20 protein-coding genes and 1 pseudogene are annotated in these 26,104 nt (G+C 38.4%); 15 read left to right on the top strand and 6 right to left on the bottom strand.

Annotated elements, in window-relative coordinates; all coding sequences use genetic code 11:
- Positions 1-170 precede the first annotated feature (170 nt).
- From CKY02_RS15095 to CKY02_RS15080, 4 genes are all read right to left on the bottom strand, one after another.
- Complete coding sequence (locus CKY02_RS15095; RefSeq protein WP_112895922.1) at positions 171-1,298, bottom strand: PLL family lectin; 1,128 nt, start codon at positions 1,296-1,298, stop codon at positions 171-173.
- 433 nt (positions 1,299-1,731) lie between these two features.
- Positions 1,732-4,335, bottom strand: a complete 2,604-nt coding sequence (locus CKY02_RS15090; RefSeq protein ID WP_112895921.1) for a TonB-dependent receptor — start codon at positions 4,333-4,335, stop codon at positions 1,732-1,734.
- A 64-nt stretch (positions 4,336-4,399) separates the two neighbouring features.
- On the bottom strand, positions 4,400-5,440 hold the full coding sequence (locus tag CKY02_RS15085) for a FecR domain-containing protein (RefSeq protein WP_112895920.1): 1,041 nt from the start codon (positions 5,438-5,440) through the stop codon (positions 4,400-4,402).
- Positions 5,419-5,928 (bottom strand): sigma-70 family RNA polymerase sigma factor, encoded by a 510-nt coding sequence (locus CKY02_RS15080; protein ID WP_112877108.1) that lies wholly within the window; start codon positions 5,926-5,928, stop codon positions 5,419-5,421. The genes CKY02_RS15085 and CKY02_RS15080 overlap by 22 nt, the downstream gene beginning before the upstream one ends.
- Positions 5,929-6,631: 703 nt before the next feature.
- Between CKY02_RS15080 and CKY02_RS15075 the strand changes: the two genes are divergently transcribed.
- The 10 genes and pseudogenes from CKY02_RS15075 to CKY02_RS15030 all read left to right on the top strand — a co-directional run.
- Positions 6,632-7,663, top strand: coding sequence for a hypothetical protein (locus CKY02_RS15075; RefSeq protein ID WP_112895919.1), 1,032 nt, complete (start codon positions 6,632-6,634; stop codon positions 7,661-7,663).
- 502 nt (positions 7,664-8,165) lie between these two features.
- A complete protein-coding gene (locus tag CKY02_RS15070) occupies positions 8,166-8,720 on the top strand; it encodes a dihydrofolate reductase family protein (protein ID WP_112895918.1) in 555 nt (184 codons plus the stop codon).
- Between the two features lie 165 nt (positions 8,721-8,885).
- Positions 8,886-9,374: a Fic family protein gene (locus CKY02_RS15065; protein ID WP_238399197.1), complete on the top strand. Its 489-nt coding sequence runs from the start codon at positions 8,886-8,888 to the stop codon at positions 9,372-9,374.
- 520 nt (positions 9,375-9,894) lie between these two features.
- Complete coding sequence (gene cas3, locus CKY02_RS15060; RefSeq protein WP_112895917.1) at positions 9,895-12,612, top strand: CRISPR-associated helicase Cas3'; 2,718 nt, start codon at positions 9,895-9,897, stop codon at positions 12,610-12,612.
- 14 nt (positions 12,613-12,626) lie between these two features.
- On the top strand, positions 12,627-14,231 hold the full coding sequence (gene casA, locus CKY02_RS15055; protein WP_112895916.1) for a type I-E CRISPR-associated protein Cse1/CasA: 1,605 nt from the start codon (positions 12,627-12,629) through the stop codon (positions 14,229-14,231).
- The gene (gene casB / locus CKY02_RS15050) at positions 14,231-14,812 is read left to right on the top strand and encodes a type I-E CRISPR-associated protein Cse2/CasB (RefSeq protein WP_112895915.1); all 582 of its coding nucleotides are present in this window, start codon (positions 14,231-14,233) and stop codon (positions 14,810-14,812) included. The genes casA and casB overlap by 1 nt, the downstream gene beginning before the upstream one ends.
- A gap of 20 nt (positions 14,813-14,832) precedes the next feature.
- Positions 14,833-15,867: a type I-E CRISPR-associated protein Cas7/Cse4/CasC gene (gene cas7e, locus CKY02_RS15045; RefSeq protein ID WP_112895914.1), complete on the top strand. Its 1,035-nt coding sequence runs from the start codon at positions 14,833-14,835 to the stop codon at positions 15,865-15,867.
- A gap of 11 nt (positions 15,868-15,878) precedes the next feature.
- Complete coding sequence (gene cas5e, locus CKY02_RS15040; RefSeq protein WP_112895913.1) at positions 15,879-16,625, top strand: type I-E CRISPR-associated protein Cas5/CasD; 747 nt, start codon at positions 15,879-15,881, stop codon at positions 16,623-16,625.
- Positions 16,612-17,286, top strand: a complete 675-nt coding sequence (gene cas6e / locus CKY02_RS15035) for a type I-E CRISPR-associated protein Cas6/Cse3/CasE (RefSeq protein WP_112895912.1) — start codon at positions 16,612-16,614, stop codon at positions 17,284-17,286. Before cas5e ends, cas6e begins: the two co-directional genes overlap by 14 nt.
- A gap of 1,053 nt (positions 17,287-18,339) precedes the next feature.
- Positions 18,340-18,603 (top strand): annotated as a pseudogene (locus CKY02_RS15030) (transposase); the annotation flags it as partial.
- 379 nt (positions 18,604-18,982) lie between these two features.
- Here CKY02_RS15030 and CKY02_RS15025 read toward each other — a convergent pair.
- On the bottom strand, positions 18,983-19,597 hold the full coding sequence (locus CKY02_RS15025) for a plasmid pRiA4b ORF-3 family protein (RefSeq protein ID WP_112895911.1): 615 nt from the start codon (positions 19,595-19,597) through the stop codon (positions 18,983-18,985).
- A gap of 672 nt (positions 19,598-20,269) precedes the next feature.
- Here CKY02_RS15025 and CKY02_RS15020 point away from each other — a divergent pair.
- Positions 20,270-21,847 (top strand): phosphoethanolamine transferase, encoded by a 1,578-nt coding sequence (locus tag CKY02_RS15020; protein ID WP_112895910.1) that lies wholly within the window; start codon positions 20,270-20,272, stop codon positions 21,845-21,847.
- Positions 21,848-22,220: 373 nt separating this feature from the next.
- Here the strand turns inward: CKY02_RS15020 and CKY02_RS23965 are convergent, their stop codons facing one another.
- Positions 22,221-22,460: a hypothetical protein gene (locus tag CKY02_RS23965; protein WP_146747454.1), complete on the bottom strand. Its 240-nt coding sequence runs from the start codon at positions 22,458-22,460 to the stop codon at positions 22,221-22,223.
- A 468-nt stretch (positions 22,461-22,928) separates the two neighbouring features.
- Here CKY02_RS23965 and CKY02_RS15015 point away from each other — a divergent pair, with 468 nt between their 5' ends.
- From CKY02_RS15015 to CKY02_RS15000, 4 genes are all read left to right on the top strand, one after another.
- Positions 22,929-23,450, top strand: coding sequence for an AidA/PixA family protein (locus CKY02_RS15015; RefSeq protein ID WP_112877097.1), 522 nt, complete (start codon positions 22,929-22,931; stop codon positions 23,448-23,450).
- 36 nt (positions 23,451-23,486) lie between these two features.
- Entirely contained in the window at positions 23,487-24,077 is a 591-nt protein-coding gene (locus CKY02_RS15010; RefSeq protein WP_112895909.1) for an AidA/PixA family protein, read from the top strand.
- Positions 24,078-24,612: 535 nt separating this feature from the next.
- Positions 24,613-25,194, top strand: coding sequence for an AidA/PixA family protein (locus CKY02_RS15005; RefSeq protein WP_112895908.1), 582 nt, complete (start codon positions 24,613-24,615; stop codon positions 25,192-25,194).
- A gap of 39 nt (positions 25,195-25,233) precedes the next feature.
- A complete protein-coding gene (locus CKY02_RS15000) occupies positions 25,234-25,830 on the top strand; it encodes an AidA/PixA family protein (protein WP_112895907.1) in 597 nt (198 codons plus the stop codon).
- Positions 25,831-26,104: the final 274 nt, after the last annotated feature.

The raw sequence follows: 26,104 nt of genomic DNA, 5'->3' as shown, positions 1-26,104 counted from the left end.
CAAAGCATCTGATAACCAATCGGTTATTCTGTTAGAGATTGCTTTCCAGACATATTCAATTAAGAATCTATTTTGGGTACTACTGGCCCGATGCAGCGCAGTGAATGTTCTCTTTAATGCATTGGGCCAGAAAATGACGTATGTATTGTGCGAATCTAGCTCCTTTCAGATTATTTTATAGCTGAGGCGTCGATTAAGGTTCCCCCTAGGGATGTCCAATTAGACCACTGATTGGAATGGGGGACAGTTTGCCAGATGTGGTGGAGTCCATTACCGTTATCGCGCACAAAAACATCAAGTCGGCCATCAGCGTTCTTCGTGACATCTGGGGCGCTGGTGAGTCCGCCACTCAATAAGGCCCAGCCTGACCATGAACCGGAATGAGTGTCAGTTTGCCAGATGTGGTAGAGTGAAAGTTCTTTGTTGGCGCCGCGTGCAAAGACTTCAAGCCGACCATCGGAATTCTTCACCACCGCTGGGGCGCTGGTGATCACGCCACTTAATGAAGCCCAGTTAGACCACTGACTAGAATGGGGAGCTGTTTGCCAGATATGGTACAGTGCGTTATCGGCACCACGCACAAAGACTTCGAGTCGACCGTCAATGGTGCGGATGACCACTGGATCACTCGTGATGGAGCCACCTAATGACTGCCAGCTTGACCAATAACCGGTATGGGGAGCAGTTTGCCAAATGTGCCAGAGTGCGTTATCGGCACCGCGGGCAAAGACTTCAAGCCGACCATCGGAATTGATATGGACTGCTGGGTTACTGGTGATCACGTGGCCTAGAGAATACCAGCTTGACCAGGAATTGGAGTGGGGAGCGGTTTGCCAGATGTGCCAGAGTGTGTTATCGGAGCCACGGGCAAAGACTTCAAGCCGACCATCGGCGTTGATATACACCGCAGGGTTACTGGTGATTGCTCCGCCTAAAGATTGCCAGCCTGACCAACCGGCATTAGGAGCGGTTTGCCAGTTATGCCACAGCGCATTATCCGTGCTACGTACGAATACTTCTAATCGACCGTCTGAGTTGAGGTAAGCGGCAGGTTTGCTGGTCGCTTTTAAGCCAAGTGAGGTCCAGCCGGTCCAGGAAGCGCCTGTATGTGTCGTTTGCCCATTCCGCCATACTACATTGTCACCACCCACACCGAAAACCTCGATCCGACCATCAGAGGTGTTTGCCACTGAGACAATGCCAGACGTCGCGATGGCAACATTTTCGATTGCAACCTCATTTGCATCAGATGATTCGGTATTATCTGGATTTGATGTTTTAATCGGTTCTTTTTTCATATGTATATCCTCGTTAAAAATAATTTTTTAGATTCAAAAAATAGGCATTTAATAATCCATATTTTGATTTTTTTAAATTAATCTTTTCGTTTATTTTTTATTTTCTCTTAAAAACAATGGCTAATGTTTTATTTGAAATTAACTTATGACAATTAAGTTATCGAGTAAGGTATGATTGTATATTATAAATCTCTATAGGATGATGTATATTTTTACATACGATAATTTAAAAACAATTAATTGCATGTAAATTATTTCATTGTTTTAAAGTTTCATTTAATTTCTATTTTAAATATATTTTTAAAATTGCTTTAACTTCGACTCCAGAGAAATAAGAGAAAATAATTTATATTGATATATTGCTTTCACTCTAATTACATTCTTTTCCAGAAAGTGGCATATCATGGATATGCCACCAGTTTAACGAATGAATTTAAAAATAAGTTGTGATACCGGCACGAAACGTTCTTCCCGGTGAAGGGATATAACCGAGGCTAAGTGGCTGGATATAATATTTGTCGAACACATTATCCACGCCAAACTCAAATTCGACATGCTTATTTATGCGAGCAGTCAGAGAGATATCGGCCACAGTTGCAGGCCGCCAGATAATGGGTGCCAATAAAGGAGCAGAACCGCGTCCTGGTTTTCCTGCTGGCACAGATCGTTGACCATAATGGGAAATTCTGGCGTTGGCAGATACATTGTCATTTAAGAATCGCTGTGTCAGATCGAGTGATACCGCATATTTAGGAGGAATGTGATTAGTCGCATAATCCGAAGGGAGGCTACGTGCGACGCATCCTTCATTTTCCGTACAGAATTTGACTTTTGTGTAGTAATTCATCGATAAACGCGCATCAAAGTGATCGCTATGGTAAACACTCGCCAATTCCAGTCCGGCAAATTTTGCTTCTTTAATATTACTGATGTACATACTCCAGTAATCACCCATCCATGCTCGGCTGATATAATCCTTTACCCGGTTATCAAAGTAGGACATTTTGATATCGAAGCTATCATTTTGAGCAATGATATTCTGGAAGCGTGATGTCAGCCCGACTTCGATATTTTTTGAAATTTCAGGTTTTATATGATCGTCAACACTCATCATATAGCCACGAATACCTTCAACCATTGATGGAAAACGTGGGGCATAGGTATATTTGGCATGCAGTGCTGTTTCATGATTAAGTTCAAGCTTAGTGCCTACCCAATAGCCGTGAGCGTGATCTCGCTTGTTGTTTACTTTCCCAGAGGTGAGCTGTGGTAACCAAGAGCTACCCGGACGAGCTGGACTGTCATCTTCGATCTGGTAGGATTTAAAATCCCATCCGCCCATTAGGGTCAGACGGTCGGCAAGCATATAGTTCCCGTTTAGGAAAAAACGGCCTTCTTTACGCTCTCCTTCCCGATTAACGGCATATTTCCATTTACCTGCGCTTGGGCCAGTGCGTTCACGAATAAAGCTGGTGCCGTAGTTTAACTCAATATCTTGCATTGAAAGCTCAAATAATGAGGTGTTACTCAAATTCATCCCTATTGTACGCATGAATTTTTTATCACCGAGGGTATTATTTGCGGTTCGAGGGCGATCGTTAACCCGTGTTTGCCATACTCCGATATCCAAATTAATCCAGGGATTTGACGCAGGTTCCCATTTATAGTTGAGGCTGTGTCTGTTCATGTTGAGTCGTGTCAGTGGCCCCTGTTCCAAGATCATAAATGTTTGGCTTAGGTTTGCCATATCCGCGACATAGGATTCTCCGTAGAGATTTTGGTAATGGCTAATGATAGTGGAGATTTCATGGCCATCGCCAAAACGAACTTTTCCTTTACCCAGTAATGACTGGCTATCTTCAGAAGTGTTAGGTACGGTATCTCCCATTGCGTACAGCGAATAACCGGCCATTTGTTCACTGAATTGTGGAATGCGGCAATCTTGTGGATCACTCTCACACAAATAGCCTGGCATGCCACGTTTCTTAGCGCCCGGTCCGTGTTTGCCAGAGTGGTAATTGCCCCGCTTGCGCTGAGAAGCGCCAAACAGCAATTCATAAGAAGGTTCGGCTATCGCGAAAACAATACTCCCGGTGCGATTCTTTGCGTCGAAAAGAGAGGTTTTTGATGGGGAAGCCCAATCATTGCGTTGATAATCGTCAGGATTGGAATGGTTGTTCAACAGACTTCCTTTCAGGCGTAGTCCTACCTTTTGTCCATCGAGGAGGATATCACTGGCTTCAATGGTTTTTATCTCCACCGTTCCCCCAATAGCTCCCATGCCGCCTTTTCCTGTCGGGCCTTTACTAATATCTACCCGGCCAATGAAATCGGGATCAATAAAGGAACGGTTGGAGACACCTTGATAGCCGCGGTATAGCGCGGTCTGGTTAGATGCACCATCAACGGTGGTTAGGACTCGGCCTTGTCCTTGCAAGCCCCGGATATTCACATCCAGGCTGCCTGAACTGCGTGCTTCGCCGGATAATACCCCCGGTGTTGTTTTGAAAATATCAACGGGGTGGATCACGCCGAATTTTTCAATATCTTTGCCTTTGATGGTAGTACTGTCGAATCGCAATGGTTCATTACCTGAATACCCGCGATTGCCTGCTACCGTAAGGGGGTTTAGTACGACTACACCTTCATTGACCATTTTCTTTGTCATTTTTACCAGCGTATAACTGCCATCGGTACGTTGGGACAGTTGTAAATGACTGCCTGTGAGCAGTTGTACTAAACCTTGATGAGCGCTGAAACTGCCGTTTAATGACGGTGCTGTTAGCCCGTTGGTTAAATTTGGATCGAAAGAGAGCGCCGTACCGGTTTGCGCCGCAAAGTGGGACAAAGAATTACCTAATGAACCTGGCGGAATATGAACGGAATAGAGTGTATCTGCTGGTGTGGTAGCGTAAAGGGGGCGTGCTGGTAGCAGTATTAATGGCAATAACAGTGTGGCTAAAGACTTTTTCTGCCAACGTGGTTGTGAATCTCGGCAGTCAACATGATATGACATAGTAAGTTCTTGATATGACATAGTAAGTTCTCCATAACTTTTTAAACTTCTTTTATTTCCATGCCGTATGAGATTGAAAAAAGTGTCAGTAAAAATGATTATTTTTATTAACTGGGTGAGGTGAGTAGAGGGTAATCCAATAGCGGGTCAGGCTGCGCATTGAGAGCGGATAAGTTTGTAATAGCATATGCAGCGCCAAATCCGTATCCCGTATGGGAAAAGCACCAGAAACCCGCAGATTAGCGACTGCATCATCACAACGGATGACACCGGAACGATAGCGATTCAGCTCAGTAACCACTGTTGCCAGCGGCAAGTTATCAGCTACCATCATGCCCTGTAACCAGCTTAGGGATGCTGTTGAACGGGGATGTTGTGGGGCAACGGCAAATTGAGTGAAATGAGTTGCTTCTCCAGCATGCAATATGTGTGGCAAACCGTTATCTGGCGTAATGCGAACCGCTCCTTCTACTATTTCCACCTGAGTGTGTGAGGCTTGTTGGCGGACGCTGAATTTTGTGCCCAATGCCACAATAACGCCTTGCTTAGTTTGTACCTTAAATGGGCGAGCCGGATAGCGACTATCTTTATGGGTTTCGATATAGATTTCCCCTAGCTTTAGACCAATAAGCCGTTGGGTATCGTCATAATGAACATCTGTTGAGCTTTGAGTATTTAAAGTCACTTGACTGTTATCCGGTAATGACCAGCACTGAATTTGCCCGGTTGCAGTGTGATAATCGCCGGTGAGAAGCTGAAATTGCTCAGAGCGCCAGAAGAGCGATGATGCGCCAGCCGGTATTAACAACATGAGTGTAAGCTTTCTGATGGCTTCTCGACGAGAAAGGGGCTGTTTGTTGTTTAACAGAGGTGAGGCGATATGCGGTGGTAAATGGTGTAACCGTGCTAACAGACATTGTGCCCGTTCCCAGGCTTGAGCATGTTCTGGACTTTGTGCGCACCAGGCAGCGCAGGCATTCCGATCAGCTTCGCTGGCATGACTATCATGCAAAACGGTCAACCATTCTGCGGCTTCGGCAAGTATCGTTTCAGAAGGTGTACTTGATGAAGAAGATGTGTCGGTGGAAGCCATACCAATCCCTCTTATGCCATCGCTATCAGACATTGATAAAAGCCTTGTTTCATATAACGTTTTACTGTGGACAGCGAAATATTCATCTGATTTGCAATATCTTCATACTTCATCCCTTCTATCTGGGAAAGTAAAAAGACAGTTTGCACTGGCGCGGGGAGTTGACTAAGCATAATGTCAATTTCCTGAAGTGTTTCGAGGATGATAAGTTTTTGCTCTGGTGCGGGAATAAGCGGTTCAGGCAGACTGACGAGTAAGTCCAGATAAGATTGTTCAAGTGAGCGGCGGCGATACCAGTTAACCATCAACCCCTTGGCAATAGTGACGATGTAGGCACGAGGTTCATTGAGTGGTTGTGGTAAAGGTGAACGAAGTAACTTAACAAAAGTATCTTGGGTCAGGTCTGCGGCAGTTTCATCGCAGTTAAGACGATGCTTAAGCCAACGAAATAGCCAATCATGATTGTGGATGTACATGCACTGGATCTGTTGAGTGTCAGAAACATTAACGGTCATTTTCATGTTATGCTATCAATGTAAATGCAAATCATTATCATTTTTGTATGTTACAGGTAATTGCTTTCCGTTACCAATAAATAATGGATGCGAAGCGGCTGATCTAATGCATTTTTATTTACTATAAAGCAAATTAATGAATTAATTTGTAGTTTTGATCGTGATTGACAGGGATAAATTATAAGTGCCTTAAACAGAGATCGAGAATTTAAACTAAACATTCCTTTATAGTGCTATAGAATATGAGTAGCACTTCAAGGCAATTAAGATGATGATTAAGGCGTTAATAACGTATATTTTAAGGTTAAATCAATGGAGAAACTGATTCTTATTTATGGCCTAATTGATTTGATCTCTTGTTCATCCTCTATTGAGTTTTACTGTTAGTAGAGTGTTTAAGGTGTTGAGAATATCTGAATTGTTATTTTTTTAATAGTTTCAAATTGAATTTAATATTAAAAATATTTTCACAAGGGAAAATTTTAAATCATTTTAGATTTAGGGGTAAGGTAATATGATGTTGGGGTTATTGATGAGTGCCTAATATATCATGTAATTATCTTTTAATATTGATGTAATGTAGGAGGTTGGAATAATAAATTTGACGTTCAAAAATAGCAAAATTCAGATATATAGCTATAATAGATAATTATATATACGATCATTACAGTGGTTAATATATTAAAAGCTTAAATGAACGAGGGATAAGATGGAAGGTACTTTAATTATTTGTATTGATTCGATTCTGAGATTTCGTTCAGATTACGATACGACAATAGCTGTACCGATGTTATCAGTCCAGGAACAGTTAGGGAAAAATGATCCGTTATTTTTCCTGAAATATTTCAGAAATAAAGTCCTAATAGAAAAAGGAGTGACAATATCAAATATATTTCTCGCGATAGAACCGTGGCAAGCTATGCTAAGCACTTGGTTGGAAATTGATATTGCTGCTTATATTGCAGAGATTAGAAAGCCTTCGCAAGAAGAACCGATATTTGATTGGATCAGTATTCAGAGAATCACATCGGTTCATCGGGTATATCAGCGAAAAGATATGAAAGATAATGAAAAACTGTCTGAATATTTTAATCGTGAACATACGCCAACAAAATATTTTAATATTGAATCAGTTTGTATGGCATCGGGTTATAGAAAAGGCGATAGAGAGCATTACAGTATCAGTGAATATATCCATGAAATTAAAAATATCCCAGTTATTGCCAGTGACAGACAAATATTAATTGGCTATGATGATAATAACACGGATATTTTGAATGATAAATGTTTTGGTATATATGATAATAGAAATATCAAATACATACAGGGAACAACCTCGTTTGCGTTTTATGAATTGATGGAGGCTATTTTTAATGATGGTTTATTCTACAATTCACCACAAACAGCTTGCCATAGCTTAGAGATGATAAAGGAGATGTTAGAAATTATAGATCGCGGAAATATGAATCACGAAAAGGATAATAAAGGGTGTATTAATCAACAAGAAAATAATAATAGAAATATTAATGGAGGTAATGATGATGGAGAATTAAATGTTGAATTTTATGATAGTGCTTTTGATCCACTGATAGAGCATATAGAAACAGAGAGGGAGTATTGGAATTATATAAAATTATTATGTCATTCGCATGGTCATTTGCCAGTAAGAATTGGCACGATTAATGAAGCTAAAGTTCCTGAATATCGCTTCTATAACAATATTATAGATGATGAAAGTTAGCTTTTATGGATGAGCTATGTTTCATCATCAAGTGTTAAAGTGCTAATAGATATTATCTTTTTGTATCTGGTCTTATTTTATTGGCTAAGTTGTTTGTTTTACTTTTTATTTTAATTTCTTGGGTTTTTCATATCTGTGACTAAGTGACATTGAATGATGGAATTTAGGTTTTAGGGTATGGAAGCAATGTTTTAGTGTTTTACTTTTTCATGTATTGTGTTGGAGAAAATATGAAGTAACGAAAGTGAATATGTGTGGTAATATATATCTTATAAAGTATAATTTCTTAGAAAATACGCGTTATCTTTTGAAGGAAGTTTGAAAATATTTTAACTATACCCCATGGATTTCAAGATGCATCGCGACGGCAAGAGAGCGAATCACCGGGAGCCTGGATAACGATGTGACCGGGGTGAGTGCAGCCAACAACTTGAAAGATAACGGGGATATCATCAATCCGGGCGTATAGCGTTTTAACATCGTGTTTAATAGGAAGGTAATAATGCCGAAATTAATTTATTACGTCGCTGCGACAATAGATGGTTATATTGCTAATAAAAACAATGAACTGGATTGGTTGTATGAGTTTATGCTTGGGGATGATGTAACACCTTATGATGATTTTTATCGAGGTATTGGTGCTGTGATTATGGGAGCAAAAACATACGAATGGATAATGACAAATTCACCGGATGATTGGCCATACAAAAATGTTCCCGCCTTTGTTCTTTCTCATAGGGCGCTGTCAACGCCTGAAGGGTTGAATATCACCATAACCAATGAAACAGTAAGAGCTATTGCTGCCAGAGCGAAGAAAGAGGCTAATGGTAAAGATGTCTGGTTAGTTGGGGGAGGTAAAACCGCTGCACATTTTGCTGAGGCTGGTGAATTACAACAAATATTCTTAACCACGATTCCGGTATTTTTAGGTGAGGGCGTTGAGGTTCTTCCTGTAAGTGAAAAAGTACATGTCATACCTAAGACGCAACGTTTTTTACGTAGCGGCGCTATTGAAAGTTTGCTGGATATAGTTGGTGCAATCTTACTCCGTAAATAAGATGACTGCCGTCATGTTCATTTGTCCTGTTTTCAGCTAAACAGGTTTAACGCTACAGTCAGATGTATTGCCCACATTAATCGCGCCATATTGATGGTATAAAAGTGGCGCGATTATCTGAATTGCACCATAATCGTGCCAGTATTCTTACTGGGGATGATCCACTTGCCGTATTTACAGCCTTTTGCTGATGTAAATAAGCGAACTTCCCGCCTGGCAGCTAATTTTCCGTTGATTCGTTCAAATCTATGTCCGTTAACTTTTGTCGATGTACCGGAAGAGGCATATAGCCGTGCAATGCTTGGTATTTATGAAATGACCCGAGTTGAATTACTACGGGATCTTTATCTATGGGCTTATGAGCGTTCTGCCCGAGAATATTTGGCTATCACGCAGGGAATCACCACACCAGATCCGTTAAGATTACAATATCGAAATGTGATTAAGCAGATCGTTTATCGGGTAGTTGCCACGCCGGAGACGGATTCAATTGACGTTATAGATAAATTAATTTCCGATGAATTAAGCCAATCTGAGCGTGACACGTTAAAGGCATTGGTTATTGAAGAACTACGGCGATTATATGAAGGTGTGTTGGCAAGGTATGGCCTCCGACCTCCACAATTTGAAAAATGGAAGCGAAAACACCGATAGTCTTTGTATTCACGCTATTGAATTGCCGCATGGTCATAAAAAATTTCTGGATTAATTACATCATTATCTTAGATAAGCTATTAATTAGCTCTTTTGTTATGCCGTCGCATCAGAGCTTAAATTTATACAGATAAGGATTAAAAGCGATTTGTGGAATAATTGTAATTGACATCGCTAAACACCCATCAGTACTTTCATCTCACCTTGGCCTGACATCATATACGCAGGGTTATCAGTGTAAATGAACCTTTGGTAAAACGGGTACAGACCTTAAAATATAATTATCTTTATTTATCAGATAGATGAATATAGGTTGGCTACCCAGTCAAACTGCGCCTTGCACTACGATGTCACTTTAATTCTGGCTTATGCTCAGAAGTAGGCCAAAAATTCATCTGTTTAGGTAGTGAGTTTTTATACAGAATTATCCTAAAAAAACAGAAACTAGTATTTTTCTGATCTAAATTTTCGCATTATGTTCTAAAAATAGGTAAAAGAGATGTTTAAGTAAGGATTTTAGATGGAAATGCCGATTTATTTTCAATACTGGGGTAAGGCGAAGCGAGTCTTAGAGATTGATAGTGCAGATTATCATCTACTTCCTTACCATTGTTTAGATGTTGCTGCGGTAGGAATGCAGTTGCTCTCTTTAGAAAGGTCGCTAACTAGAGATCTTGCTAACTTTTTAGCGTTATCTACGCAGCAGTTACGAAGCATGGTCTCTTTTATATTGGCTTTGCACGATATTGGTAAATTTGCATCTGCTTTTCAAAAATTACTTCCCGGTTTGGCAGTAGGTCTGCATCGACCAGATTGCCCTAAAGAGTATGATGGCCGTTATTTTTGTCATGATCGTATAGGATTGTATTTCTGGGAAAATATCAAAACGGGGTTACTTAATAGACTTGTTAATATTGAAGGTGCTGAACAAAGAGAACAGCGAGAGATGTTTGATACCTTAATGGTATTCATTGATTGTGTATTAGGGCATCACGGCCGGCCAATTGAGAAAACAGGCTATAAAGCGATTAAACATTTTACTGAACCTCATAATTTTAATGCTGCCACACTCTTTGCACATCATTTGGTTGAATTATTTCAACCTGAGTTTCCCATTGAAAAATTACAATCCAAAGAGTGGCGACGGCAATTAGAACAAGTGAGTTGGCAGTTTGCTGGTATTGCAATATTGGCGGATTGGATTGGTTCTGATAGCCATTATTTTACGTATCAATCTAAACCTATGCCGTTAACAGATTATTGGAAACATGCTCAAGCAATGGCAAAAAAAGCGGTTATGGCGATAAATTTAGGTAGAACGCCGGTAATCAAACCGTTTATTTCCATTCAGAAATATTATGGTTTTGCTGCAACACCATTGCAACAGTGGGCCGAATCAATACCTGTAGATGATTCTCCTCAGTTGTTTATTTTAGAAGATGTTACTGGAGCTGGTAAAACAGAAGCGGCTCTTGCTCTTACACACCGTTTGATGCAGGCAAAAGCCGCTGATGGTTTTTATTTCGGTTTGCCTACAATGGCGTCTTCTAATGCAATATTTAGCCGAATTGCTAAACATTACCAGCAAATGTTCTCGATAGAGGATGACGGTAAACCAAATATCGTTTTAGCTCATGGTACGTGGGGGGGGAATAATCAATTTCGTGAACCCGTTTTAGCGTTAGGTCACTCAGATAGAAACGATGGTAAAACAGATATCGCTGCTTCAGCGCAGTGTAATCAATGGCTAGCTGACCCACGTAAGCAGGCGTTGTTAGCGCCTGCCGGAATCGGAGCGATTGATCAGGCTTTATTGTCTGTATTACCAAGGCGCTATCAATCATTAAGATTATTTGGGCTTAATCGTAAAGTATTAATCGTTGATGAGGTTCATGCGGCTGATGAATTTATGTTTAATTTACTGGAAAATTTATTAGCGCTGCATCTTTATCAGGGGGGTTCAGCTGTTTTATTGACAGCAACATTGACCTTTAAACAGCGTCAACGCTTAACGGATATTTGGCTAAATGTTGGCGGATTGAGTTCTCAATTATTGCAAAAAACCGATTTTCCTTTAGCAACCAAAATAAGTTTAAATGCCACATTGCCCGTTATTGAACAACCGTTATCAAGCCGAAAAGATGTTAGCCGGGAAGTCAAAGTTGATTTCTTAAATAGCTTTGGCAGTTGTGTTGAAAAGGTATTAGCCGCCATTGTACAAGGGCAATGTGTCGTTTGGATACGAAATACAGTAGATGATGCTATTGAGGCTTATCAGACACTGCGAAGTTTACTTACTGAACCTGAGCGTTGTCTGTTATTTCATAGCCAGTTTATATTGCAACACCGAAAAGAGATTGAAGATCGTGTATTGACTATTTTTGATAAAAATAGTCATGGTGAATTGCGGCGGGGCAAAGCATTAATTACCACACAGATATTCCAGGAGAGTTTAGATACTGATGCCGATGTCATGATTTCAGATATTTGTCCTATTGATGATCTCATTCAGCGAGCTGGGCGTTTGCATCGCCATACTCGCGATAGTGATGGTATTTATCGGTGGGGTATTAAAGATTCACGCCCTGCACCAATATTGTGTATCTATGCGCCTGAATGGAGGGAGCAACCTGGATCAGATTGGCTAAGCCATAATTTTCGTAACACACAATATGTTTATCGCTCGCCTGCGCGTTTGTGGTTAACCATGCGCGTGTTGAGAAAACTGGGTGCTATACGTATGCCTGCGGAAACGCGTCAATTAATTGACGCGGTTTATGGTCATGCTTATGAGCAAACGCTTGAAGTATTAAAACATCAAGAGAATGAGTTAATTGATGAGGAGCGAAGTCAGACAGCTAAAGCTAAGTCTTATTGGTTACAGTGGCAATTATATGGTTATTGTGATCGAAGTGCTGATAATTGGTATGAGGATGATTCAGATATTAATGCTCGCTACAGTGATATTGAAACCGTTGAGGTATTATTACTGAAAAAAGGTGATTCAGGACAACTTGTACCTTGGGTAAATTCAGACGAATTTTCAGTGTCACTGAGTACGATTAAATTATCCAGAAATAAGTATGCGGATAAATTAGCCCCAATTCCAACAGAATTAATACCTGCTCTCAATGCATTGCAGCAGAGATATTACCAAATTAGATATTTGCAACCTTGGTTGCCAGATCAAGATCCAAATTTTACTTATTCTTCAACAATAGGTTTTTGTGAAAGATAAAAGCAGGAGGTGTTATGAACTTAGTTCAGGACCCGTGGTTGCCCTTTCGGTTACGTGATGGCAGTGAAAAAGTACTGCCCATTAATGCGATATGTGATCATGATGTTATGGACTTTGCTTTACCGCGTGCTGATTTTCAAGGAGCAGCTTGCCAATTTGCCATTGGTTTATTACAAACCGTTTTTGCGCCGGAAGATAAATATCAATGGCATGCTCTGTATGAAACATCACCTGATAAGAAGGTATTACAACAAACTTTTAATAAAGTGATACATGCTTTTAATGTTACCGGTATAGGGCCTCTTTTTATGCAGGATTTCGATCCGCTGCAAACAGTAAAATCAACCACTGTAGCTGGATTGTTAATTGAAGCACCGGGAGCGAATGGTTTAAGACTTAATACGGATCATTTCATTAAACGTGGCATCGGAGATGTGATGTCTCTTGAAATGGCGACTTTGGCACTGTTTACCTTACAAATTAATGCACCGTCAGGAGGGGTGGGACATCGAGTAGGATTACGAGGTGGGGGACCATTAACCACGTTAGTGGTGCCGCAACAAACGGATGCCACATTATGGCAAAAACTGTGGTTAAACGTTATTAGTCGAAGTGAATGGCATTATTCAGAACCTGATTTAACCAGTGCACAGGTTTTTCCTTGGTTAGCGCCAACAAAAGTGAGTGTTAATGAAGGGACAGAAATTCATGCTACGGATGTACATCCCTTACATATGTATTGGGCAATGCCGAGACGTATACGTCTTATAGTGGAAAAGGGTGAGAATATTTGCAAAATTTCAGGTAAATATTCTGAGTTCACTGTCTCTGAATATCGGACACAAAACTATGGCGGCAATTATACCGGTAATTGGACCCATCCGTTAACGCCCTATAAATGGGATACTAAAAAACCAACACAACCCTTATCTATTAAAGGCCAACCGGGAGGGGTGACATATAAAATTTGGGATGCTTTAGTATTTACCAGCCATGAGAGAGGACAGCGTTGTGCGCCGGTTGTGAGTCATTTTTATTCTTTATGTGGTCATTTTGCTGAACTCCGAAGGGCAATGCCTCGTCTATGGGTATTTGGCTACGATATGGATAATATGAAAGCACGTTGTTGGTATTCTGTCACTGTGCCGTTGTTTTTTGTCTTACTTGAACAACAGGAAAAGATTCTATATCAAGTCAAAGAGCTGCAAAAACTGGCAATCAATATGATTTGGCTATGCCGGAATCAAATAAAAGCGGCTTGGTTTGAAAAGCCCATTGATGTGAAAGGAGACACTTCCTTTATTGACCTGACTTTTTGGCAACAAAGTGAATCCCTATTCTTTTCTGTGGTGCATCAACTTATCAATAATGCAAATTCCGATGTGCCGTTTCTGACACCAGAACAGGCCAAACATTGGCTCAATACCTTGCGTTATCTCTGTAGAGATTTATTTGATGAATATGTTGCTTTATCTGAATTAGGTAATGAGCGTTCAATGGCGAAACGTATGAAAGCGCGTCAGCAGTTAATTATCGGGTTATATGGACAAAAAGCGTTAAAAGAGATCAAAACATTTATCACTAATCATCATATTCACTCCGGGAAAGAGGAGGTGTAATGGACAGTAAGAGTGAAATCATATTATTGCATTGGTGGCAAAGTATGTTTATGTCACCAAAACAGCTAAAAGAGAAAGGTATTATTCCAGCGCCTTCTACTTATAGAGCCCAGTTAAAGCGCTGTGAAAGTGTTGAGATGGCCATGTTGACTGAAGGCTTTCGGGCTTTATGGCTCAGCTTACCTGATGAAATTAGCTTATCAGATAATCCGGCACAATTGGAATATTGGGCCACGATGGCGGTGGCATTAGTTTATGTTAAAAACAACAGTGATATCAAATTGGCGGTAGCGGCGGGTAAGAAAGGAGGAGGAAATAAACCGGTGGTCAGTGAATTAAGATTTTCACAATTACAAAATGCTAAAACACCGAATGAATTATTACGTCGATTACGTCGGGTTTTGCAGCAAATCAAAGGCAATATTTCTGTTTTGGCTTTAGCGCGGGATATTGAGGAGTGGTTTGCTGAATATGGACAATTACAGCCATGTAAGGCGGATAGGCGTATCAAAGTGAGGTGGGTTATGGATTATTACCGTGCTGCTAGTGGTAAATCAGTTGATTTATCGGATTTTTATTAATTGAGTTTAGGATGATTATTATGAGTCAGTTTATTCAATTACACCTATTAACTTCCTATGCGCCATCTAATCTGAATCGTGATGATTTAGGCCGGCCTAAGACAGCGAAAATGGGCGGTTTTGAACGTTTACGCGTGAGTTCTCAAAGTTTAAAACGTCACTGGCGTACTTCTGAATTGTTTGAACAGGTGCTATCAGAGAATATGGGTATTCGCACCAAGCGACTTGGTATCAAGGTGTTTGAAACGTTGATCAATGCTGGCGTGAACGAAAAATCTGCGAGAGCATTGGCTACGACTATTGCTGGTGTTTTTGGAAAAACGAAAAAAGATGCTTTAGAAATTGAACAATTGGCACATATCAGCCCGGAAGAGCAACAATCCGTCATGTCGTTGATTGCGGTGCTGACGGAAGAGAACCGGGCACCAACGGCTGAAGAGCTTAATTTATTAAAAACTAAGCAAACCGCGGTGGATATTGCTTTGTTTGGTCGGATGTTAGCTTCAAGTCCGGCATTTAACGTCGAGGCTGCCTGTCAGGTCGCTCATGCTATTAGTGTACATAGTGTGGTTATTGAAGATGATTATTTTACAGCGGTGGATGATTTAAATGATGGTAAGGAAGATACGGGGTCGGCCCATATAGGGGAATTGGGTTTTGCCGCCGCGCTGTTTTACAGTTATATCTGCATTAATAAAACGCAATTAATAAAAAATTTGGATGGTGATGAAGCCCTTGCTAATAAAGCGATTAAAGCATTAACAGAAGCCGCTGTGAAAATATCGCCTACGGGTAAACAAAATAGTTTTGCTTCTCGTGCTTATGCCAGTTTTGCTCTCGCTGAGAAAGGCGAACAACAACCTCGTTCTTTATCTGTTGCATTTTTAAAGCCCATTAACGACAGCGACCAGGGCTCATCGGCAATTGATGCATTAGAAAGCCAAATGCGCAATATTGATCTGGTTTACGGTACTTGTGCCGATGCCCGCTATAAATTCAACACATTCACCGGGGAAGGAACTTTGACCGAGCTGCTTGAATTTGTTGCACAGTAATGGGGGGCAGAATGAAAGCATATTTAGTCTTCCGATTATATGGCCCGATGGCAAGTTGGGGACAACCTGCGGTTGGGGGGGAGAGGCCAACGGAATTGTATCCTGGTCGCTCTGCGATTTTGGGGTTATTAGGTGCAGCGTTAGGTATTCGACGAGATAATGAGTCTGAATTAGCAAAATTACAAAAAAGTGTGTTAATTGCAATTAAGCAGACAGTTCCTGGCTCTTTAATGCGTGATTATCATACGACACAGGTGCCGACGCACAATAATAATGTGGTTCATCAGAACCGTAAAAGTGAATTAAGGTCAGATAAACTTAATACCATCCTGTCTAATCGTGATTATCGTTGTGATGGTATTTGGATCGTTGCTATTACATTAACTGAACACGCTTGTTTTACGCTTGAACAATTCCGGGATGCTTTACTTAAACCCGTATTTATCTTACATCTTGGACGTAAATCTTGCCCGCTTGCTTTGCCTCTCAGCCCTAAACTCATTACGTCATCGGCATTAAAAATGGCATTGGATATCTCTTTTCCACCGCTGATTCATTCTGATAGCGAAGATAAGTTGTGGCTAGGCGCAAACGGTATTGTGACTTATTTTTGGGAGGGAAATAAAGATGAAATTATCTCTTCAAATATCTTAATCAGCCATCCTTGGGATGAGCCGATTAACCGAGGGCGTTGGCAATTCCGGCAACGTACTATGTATCAACTTTCTATCGAGGAGGGTGTTGATGTATTTGTCTAAAATTGTGCTTCGGCAATCGAGTCAAACAGCAAATATATTAGCAAAATTGGGTGCAAATGGCGTTTATACTTCTCATCAATTGTTATGGAAATTGTTTTCAACAGACGAAAAACGGCAATTTCTATTTCGGGAAGAGATCGGAATAATGGGATTACCTGTATTCTATGTTTTATCTAAAACCTCACCTCAAACTCAGTCACCATTGTTTGAGGTGGAAACGAAAGCATTTTATCCTCAATTGAAGGAGGGGCAGCGTTTAGCTTTCAAATTACGCGTTAATCCAACAATCTGTATTACTGATCCTTCTGGAAAACGTCAGCGTCATGATGTCTTGATGCATGCTAAGTTTCAGGCAAAACAGCAAGGTGAAACGGAACAGGGGAAAATAAAAGTTATGATGGAGAATGCTGCCCGTAATTGGCTGTTAAATCATCGTCGTATGCAGCAGTGGGGTATTCAGTTTGACGATTTACTGGATATTGAAGGTTATACTCAGCATCGAAGTGTAAAAAAGCAGGGGCAAAAAATACAATTTTCCAGTGTTGATTTTCAAGGGCTTCTGACGATTACCAACGGTGAGCTATATTTGGAACAGTATGCGAAAGGCTTTGGTCGTGCTAAAGCGATGGGATGTGGATTGATGTTAATCAGAACAGTATAATGGCATTGATGTCATTTAAATTTATTTTTGTTGAAGATCGTAATGCAGTATTCTTTGTTGTATGAGGATATTGATGTTAAAGGTAGCAAATTCGCTGTTGTTAGGCGTTCGTGTTATGTCTCAAAAGCATGGTAAAAAGTGATATTGCTAACTAATATCATCCTGTAGAGTAAGGCGTGGTCGTTACTCTCGGAAATATTGATAAAATAATTACCGTGTTCCTCACCTCTGTGGGGATAAACCCGAATTTTGGTATACATTTGCACAGGGAAAAATATGTTTCCTGTGTTTAATGGGATAAACCGCTATAATTAGTGGTAGGATATCGTGTTAGTGAGTGTTCCTGGTCATTACCGGGGTAAACCAAACTCGATAAATCTCGTTAAAGAGAGAATTTAAGTGTTCCCTGTATTTGCGGGGATAAACCGCGGCATGAGTGATGCTTTACTATGTTCACTAAATGTTCCCTGTACTTATGGGGATGGACCCAGCAGTGCTCCAAATAGTTATATAGCTAAGGATGGGTTCCCTGTATTGTACCCACGGGGATAAACCGTACGAGAATGACACTGATCATTGGCTTCCTTGGTGTTCCCTATCTCTCTGGGGATAAACCGGACAGTAACAGTGATAGAGTCGGTAGTAATTGGTGTTCCTTGTGTCCACGGGGGTGAACCGAACTGATACTGTTGTGTTTTGGATTTGGAAGCGTGTTCCCTGTACTAACGGGGATAAACCGAACAGTTAGCGTTTGAGCTGGCAGAGATGGACTTGTTCCCCGTTTCTACGGGGGTAAACCGCTAAATACAGAACTATCTCCATTTGTTGCAATTTGATCCCCGTAATCTACGGGGATCAACCGTCATCCGGAAAGGTAATTGACGTAAAAGGTCAGAGTTCCTTGAATTGATGGGGATAAACCAGATTCAGGTTTCATGATGATAGTTGAAGTAGAAAAGTTCCCCGTTTTTACGGGGACATGATGATTGTGTTGTTGATTATATTGTTGATTCTCTCTCAGCTTTCAATAAACCTTTGGGAAGGGGAGTCGTCAGTAAGGTTCATCTTGTTAAGGAGTGGGCTTATGTTAGCAATATTAAGTTACATTACCTTCCTCCCTATAGCCCAAATTTAAACCCAATAGAGCGATTATGGAAGGTCATGAATGAACAGGTTCGAAATAACCGTTATTTCGCGGATAAACATGAATTTCGAGACAAAGTCTTCAAATTTTTCACCACAACGCTACCGGATATAGCGGACTCGCTGATGTCGAGAATTAACGACCATTTTCAGGTGCTAAAAACTGCATCTTGAAGTTTCTTGGGTATAGTCGTTGTTTTAATAACTTTGTTAATGCAGCCGGAAAGGAGTGGTGAAAGAAGAGAATCTTATATGCATGCTTCGTTTTTGCATGTGGTTTGTATTTCCTATTGATTGATAAGAATCGCCGGCAATAGTAATACCTTCTATGATAGTTACTGTATTTAATATCAAATGAGTGATGATAATGGTGTTAAATACCAGTGCAGCTTGATAGGGCTAATCTGAAAATACCGCAGAAACTGCACTCGATACTGAGTTAAGTATCATCTAATTCCATGGGAAAAATTAATTCAAATCAAGTCACGATGTTTGTCATAGTGACTCATCTGAAACTTTTCCCAATGATGATAGATTTGTCCCTTTGTTAAATTCACTCCCAATCCCACAAGAGATGGTAACGATCTCGTGACCAGCGATAATAGAGCGCCAAGAAAGCATTAATATTGTTAATGTGAAATTGCTCGAAGTCGAAATGTTCATCTTCATCCAAATCAAGTAATTCGCTTATCCATAGCCGCGTTTCTGCATATTCCTCATGGCAAGGATCATTCAGTATTGCGATTAAATCTTCATAACCATCAATCCCGCCGGTATCTTCAAAGGGACAGGCGCGAGCACCATCCAGACAATAAAAAGGAAGCGGAAGATCATTTGCCGGATAATCACTGTTTTCTAAAGTAATTTCGTGTTCCCATTCATCGCCAAAATCATAGAGATAGGTAAAAGATTGCCCTTTTTGTTTAATCAGATCAGCCAGACGGTATAAATCTTCTTCCTTGCCATCAGATGGGCTTTCTGGCATTTCTGTTAGTCGCAATTTGCCAATACGAAATTCATGTAGATGACTATCCTGCCATCCCATAACGATCTGTATCACGTCATGCAGCCTGTCAAATGAAATAGAGGCGGGAACGACAAATTGCCGCCAAATAGCGGGTTTTGAGTCTGTGAGCGTTACTTTTAATTGATAAAATCTTTCATTCATCACTAACCTCCTAATGGTTTTGAGATGATTCTTTCCATGTGTGCTATCTATTGTCAATATTTTATTGAATTTTCCTGGCTGGATTTACTGGAATGCCAGCATGTTTAGCTTTGTATGAAAAGCTTGGGCCATGTCATCAATTTCAGCGGCTAATGTTCATAATAGCTTTTAACAACAGATAACTTGACCTGACTCGTTTTCTCTTTACTGAATATCGATTGAGAGGATAATGTTTCTTTAAGATACACAGTGCTTAAGGTAGATATTTTAACTATTTTTCAGTTAGTTATCAGTTTCCTCGGATATATGCCTTCGTGCATGATTTACTTACTCAGTATAGTTTAAAATTACGAGCAGGATCGATATATTCAGAAGTTTTGCTATTAACAAAAAAAACGCATATCATTTACATACCGTTAATCAAATATAGAAGATTAATAACTGTCCTGACTCAGGAAATCCTTAACTAAATTACAGATAAATGAGTAAGGTGTTTTTTTATGCGTTAGTTTAATAGCTCAGTGTCGCAATCTGAATGGTGCTGCTTGAAGTTGTATCATGGATGGTAGTTGATTAATCACGGATTTTCTTATTGTAAAACCACTCCTATTAATAAGAAAAGGTTATGAATTTTTGGTGTTTTATTGCATAGATTAAAGGAAACGAGTAAGTATGCTGTTGAGTAAAAAAATCCAAGAAAATTTCACTTTGATATGCTTATTTGGTTTTATTTCATTGGCCCATTTAAGCCTTGGATATCAGCTAAAGTTTATATATGTATTTAGCGCTTTTTCAATTCTGATATTATTATCTAATTTTAACAAATATATATATTATATTTTTGTATTCATGATTGGATTAGTTGGCGTGATCTATTCTCCTGTTGGATTGAATTATGGTTATCCCGATATAAATTCAGTGGGATCTTTAATTTATACGAATAAAAATGAAGCGTTCGAATTTATCAGCGGGCTGCCTATTTTTACCTATTTAGTGGTGTCAGCTATTATTATATTAATGATTTTATCTTTTAAGGTAAAAGCGACGCTGAAGAGAAAGAGTACAATATTTTTATCACTATTTTTTGTGTTGTCAGCTTTCTGGTCACCGGTAAAAGGATATATAAATTCCGGTTTCAATCCTGATTTTAATCTATTGGCATCAGGATTACCCGAAATTAGATTTTTTAGTGATGTCGTTGAGAGCTATAAAGAAGTTAATTCAGAAAGAATGAGGTTCGCTGAAATAATAAAACAGAAAGACTCTTGGCAGCCGGTGGTAAAAGAGGATAAATATGAAACCTATATCATGGTCATTGGTGAAAGTGTTCGAAAGGACTTTATGAATGCGTATGGTTTTCCTTATAACAATACGCCGTGGCTGGACAAGGCGAATGGCAAGATATTTACAAATTACATCTCATCAGCGGCATCGACTCAGTTATCTTTGACTAACTCACTGGCTCTGAAAGGTGAGAATGCGATCAATTTGAATGATAGTGTCATAACATTGGCGAAAAAAGCCGGGTTTTATACTTATTGGATATCTAATCAGGGGATGAAGAGTGCTTTTGATTCTCCAGTTGCGTTGATTGGACAACAGGCAGATAGCGTCCACTTCCTGAAAAGTGGCAGTTCTGATGACCGGCGTTATTTGCCTGATGATAAATTGATGCCTTATATTAAAGAAGCATTGATACCAGAAAAGAAGAAGAAACTGATTGTTATTCACCTGATGGGATCTCACCCACAGGCGTGCGTCAGAACGAATGGAAAATATGATCTGTTCTTACAATCGGAAGAAATTTCTTGTTATATAAAAAGTATATCTAATACAGATAAATTGCTTTCTGAAATTGCGTCTGAGGCTAATCATCATCATTTAAGATGGACGATGCTTTATTTTTCGGATCATGGGCTTTCTTATGTTGATAAAGGAACCGATCAGGAAAACTTGACACATGATGATGAAAATAAACAGAGTTTTCAGGTGCCGTTTTTTATTACTGGCAGTAATTATTCTTATCGTGAAGAGATAACGGCACAAAGAAGTGGATTGCATTTTCTGACTCTATTTTCTGAGTGGCTTGGAATAAGAGAAAAGAATATTCCCGATGATTGTAATATGATGTCTAATAGTCAATGTAGTGGGCAAAATAAGATTGTTACCTTTAAAAATGAAGTTAAAGATTATGATGAATTAAATGAAGATCTTCCAGATACACAATTCTTGTCGAAGAATATCAATTGATAATTTATGTTAATTAATTATTATAGTGATGATTTAATCATTGAGTAAAATTAAATGACACAAGGGATTTCTTCTAAAGAAGAGATCCCTTTTACAATCGTCCACATTTTAGTTGAGTGCTGATGAGATATAATGTTTCATCTTATGTTATCGGTGTTTTGTTATTCTTAGGCTGATTCCAATAATATAGCTTGCTTCTTTGGTGCTGCTTTAGCTAAAAAAATACACTTTGTGATTAGATATAGGAAAGCGTATCTTTAATACCAGAGGGAATAAATTAAACGCTGAGAATTTTTTAAAAGCTTACAAACCTTCGCTACAAGACGAGCATCTACATCAATATTATATGGGGAGGTGTATGATAAATGAATATTTATTCAATGCTATACCCGTCATCTTTCAAGCTGCCTCTTTGTTGGCTGCACTCACTCACCCCGGTCACATAGTTATCTATGCTCCCGGGGATTCGTTCCCTTGCCGTCGCGATGCATCTTGAAATCCATAGGGTATATATAAATAATTTATAATATTGATAATGAATCGAAGAATATATTATATACCTGTCATCCTTCAAGTTGCCTCTTTGTTGGCTGCACTCACTCACCCCGGTCACATAGTTATCTATGCTCCCGGGGATTCGCTCCCTTGCCGTCGCGATGCATCTTGAAATCCATAAGGTATAGTGTCAAACTTTTGAATCAATAAAATAAATGATAATTTACTGTTATATATAAGTAAAATATAAGGAAGGTCATAATGTAGAGTTTGTTAATATAAAAAATATCGATAAGGTTAATCTCGTTGAGATCAAGTTAAATATCACCAACAACGACATCTTAAAAGAATACTAATCTGTTTATGAACTAATGTCATCATGATATTAGTTTGATATAAATTCTTTTTTTAAAACAATAAATTATCGGTGGGATTTGGCTGTGTCTAAAAAGACTTCTGATAAATATATAAGTAATTTTCTTATCTAAACTGTGATTTATACCAGTAGTTATTTCAGGTTTAGTAGTTAATTATTAGAATGATAGAGGACTCTTAGTGCAACTTAATCCAATGAAGGGGTACAAAAATGAATGAAGCTGTAGATGTTCTTATTTGTGTGGATGTTGATGGTATCATTAATGATTATAATAAACTAGGAGCAAATCCAGACAACTCTACAATGGTAGATAATAAATATTTTCATTACATTACTAATAATGAAAATGCTTATACACCTAAAGACAATGCTACGGGTGAATTGATAGTAAAAATGGGTGTTGGCGATACTATCAGGTGGAGAGTAATATCTTTAACTCAACAGTTGATACATTCAGTAAACTTATACAAAAAAACTAAAGAAAATAGCTATAAAGCGATAGCACCGATAAAATATACTCAAGAAGTAACAAGGGTCAATTACCCAGAACAAGATGATAATCAATTACCCGGTACACCGTTTAAATATGGAGTAGAATCTGTAACACAATCCTGTATAGAATCAGAAGGTAAGAAATCAGGTAGAGAAAGATTGACTTTTATAATAAGCATACATTATAACCTTGAGTTAATTGGGTATATTTCTCATAGCTCTTTTATTCACGTTTTGTAAACTACAAAATTAATATAAGATAATAGGGATAACATTATGAATACTACTGATAATGCTGAATTTTCTAAGAGTATAGATATTTTAATATGTATTGATGTGCAATCTATCTTAAATAAATTTGACAGTCTGAGCCAGGATTATAAAAAGCCGACTAAAATTGATGATAACTTGTTATATTATATTACCACTGAGAATCAAGTGTATTCTCCCGAGAAAAACGCTACAAATTCACTTAAGGTTACAGGTAAGGTAGGTGATGTAGTTAGGTGGCAATCTTCTAGCATATCTGCTCAATTTAACCATAAGGTGTTTTTATATCGTATGGAAAAAAAGGATGCTAATGATTGCATTTCTCAACCAATGACGGTATATACATTAACTAATGTTGTTGTCCCTAAGCTTAAAAAAGCGCTAATACCTCCAGAAGAAGATATTATTGAATTGCCACAAGCGCCTTTATCCGATTTTATCTATGAAAAAAGACATATTTACTATCAAAAATCTACGCTGCGTAGCCCAGGTATAACTCAATATGCATGGTATATATCTATCTATGATGACTTAAATAAGCTGATTGGTTATTGCTATCATACGCCATTAACGAGTATCGTTATTTCTGAGGATTAATTGTAATTTAATCATTTAACCAGCTAATGTAACTTAGTATTTTAATTTGTCGAATTAATATACGTGTTACGCCAAGGATAGGCAGAATTGCATTGAATATAAAAATTAAAAGTTTCACTGCCATATTACTTAATAAATATATCAAATTTATTTTCATTTTATTATTAAACTAGAAATTTATAGTTAAATTAATTATTCGGTATTTTATTTTTTTACTACATGTTTTTATTGTTAATTTCTTATAAATAACAATAAAAAATTAATTTTACAGTTAAATATCACAAAAATATAATATTAACTCAAGAGAGGATGTTGAATTACTCATGTTTGCAAATGGTGATTTAATACTAAAAATAATAATTACTCATTTCAATATTAATATGAAGTTTATTTATATATTAAATAATTGTTGCAAATATATAGATAATTTATTTTTAAAAACTATGATTTATATCAGTGGTTTTTTTGAACTTAATTATTAATATAATAGATGATTGTTAAACAATCTAACACTTTATTGTGAAGGAGAATAGATATGAGCGAAGCTATAGCGATTTCGAAATATCAAACTGTAGATATTCTTATTTGTGTGGATGTAGAAGCTATTATTAGTAATTATGATTTAAGTAAATCAAAAACACTAGGGACGGCGAAATCAGTACATAATAAATATTTTTATTATATAACAAGCAATGGTAATCTTTATACTCCTAAAAATAATGCTAAAGGAGAGTTGGAGGTAATTATTAATGTTGCTGATAGCATTAGATGGAGGCCAATGTCTTTGACGCAGCAATTTGAATATACAGTACTTTTATGCCGCATGAGATTACAAGCTGATGACGGTGGTGATGTTTCGCTTATAACATTACCGCAACTTGATTATGGTGATATTTCTATTCCTTATTTGGCTAAAGCTGATAATAATAATATAAGTAGTGTGGTATATAAAAGAGATGGAGAAAGTCATGGTGGACTAATAACACGATATTATCATGAATCAACAGCGCAGAGGGTGGGGCGTGGTTCGTATGTCTGGTATATGAAAATATATCGTAAAAAACAACTCATCGGATATATTGGTCATGATCCTTTCATTACAGTTCTAGATAATTAAATACTTATAAAACCAATATATAAAAACAGGAATAGTATTATGAATAATATTGAATATACAGAGCTGGAAGATGCAAGGTCCATTATTGGTGTACAATTGATTGATGTTCTTGCTATTGTTGATGTAAAAGCTATCACAAATGATCTCGGTAATTCTATTAGTAAGGACCCTGGCAAACCAACGGTAATGGATGATAAATACATTTATTACATTACTTCTCAAAATAATATCTATGTTCCCCAAAATAATGCTCAAGGTACACTTTTAATTCAAGGTAAGGTAGGGGATATCGTTAGATGGCGGGCCTCGACGCTATCAGCTCAATTTGATGATCAAGTATTTTTATATCATATGGCAGGGGTAGGTGCCCAATCGCTAGTTTCGCCTCCAACTCTAACTTCAGCTATATCTCAAGTTGCGGCTCCAAGTAAAGAGGCAACGTTAGGGACTAACCAAGACTATCCTGTAGTACTGGAAACTCGTAATATTTTCAATCAAGGATCTAAATTACGTACTCCAGGTATAGCCAAATATTCATGGTATATATCCATTTTCGAACGATGGAATGTTAAAGATAATATTGGTAATCTTGTTGGTTATCTTGCTCATTCTCCAAATATTCAAGTGGTTGATTAAAGTTAACATTACTTAAAAATTTAATAAATCAACCATGAAATATTAAAAGTTGGTAAGTAATCACTGGAAAACAGCGTATAATTTCCAGTGATTTTACTTTATTTACGATGATTAATCGTCATTTAATTATTCAACTAAATGATATATCCGTCATTCCGCACCGTATTTCTGATTTAAAAATAGTGTGATCTTACACAGGTTTTTTGTATTGATGATATCAGTGGGGTTGACGGTAATCGCCAATTTTGATCTATTACTTTTATTTACCGGAAAG

The sequence above is a fragment of the Photorhabdus bodei genome, from assembly GCF_003287735.1.
GTDB lineage: Bacteria > Pseudomonadota > Gammaproteobacteria > Enterobacterales > Enterobacteriaceae > Photorhabdus > Photorhabdus kayaii.
The sequence above is the reverse complement of the archived record's forward strand: the minus strand, read 5'-3'. Positions and strand labels throughout refer to the sequence as shown.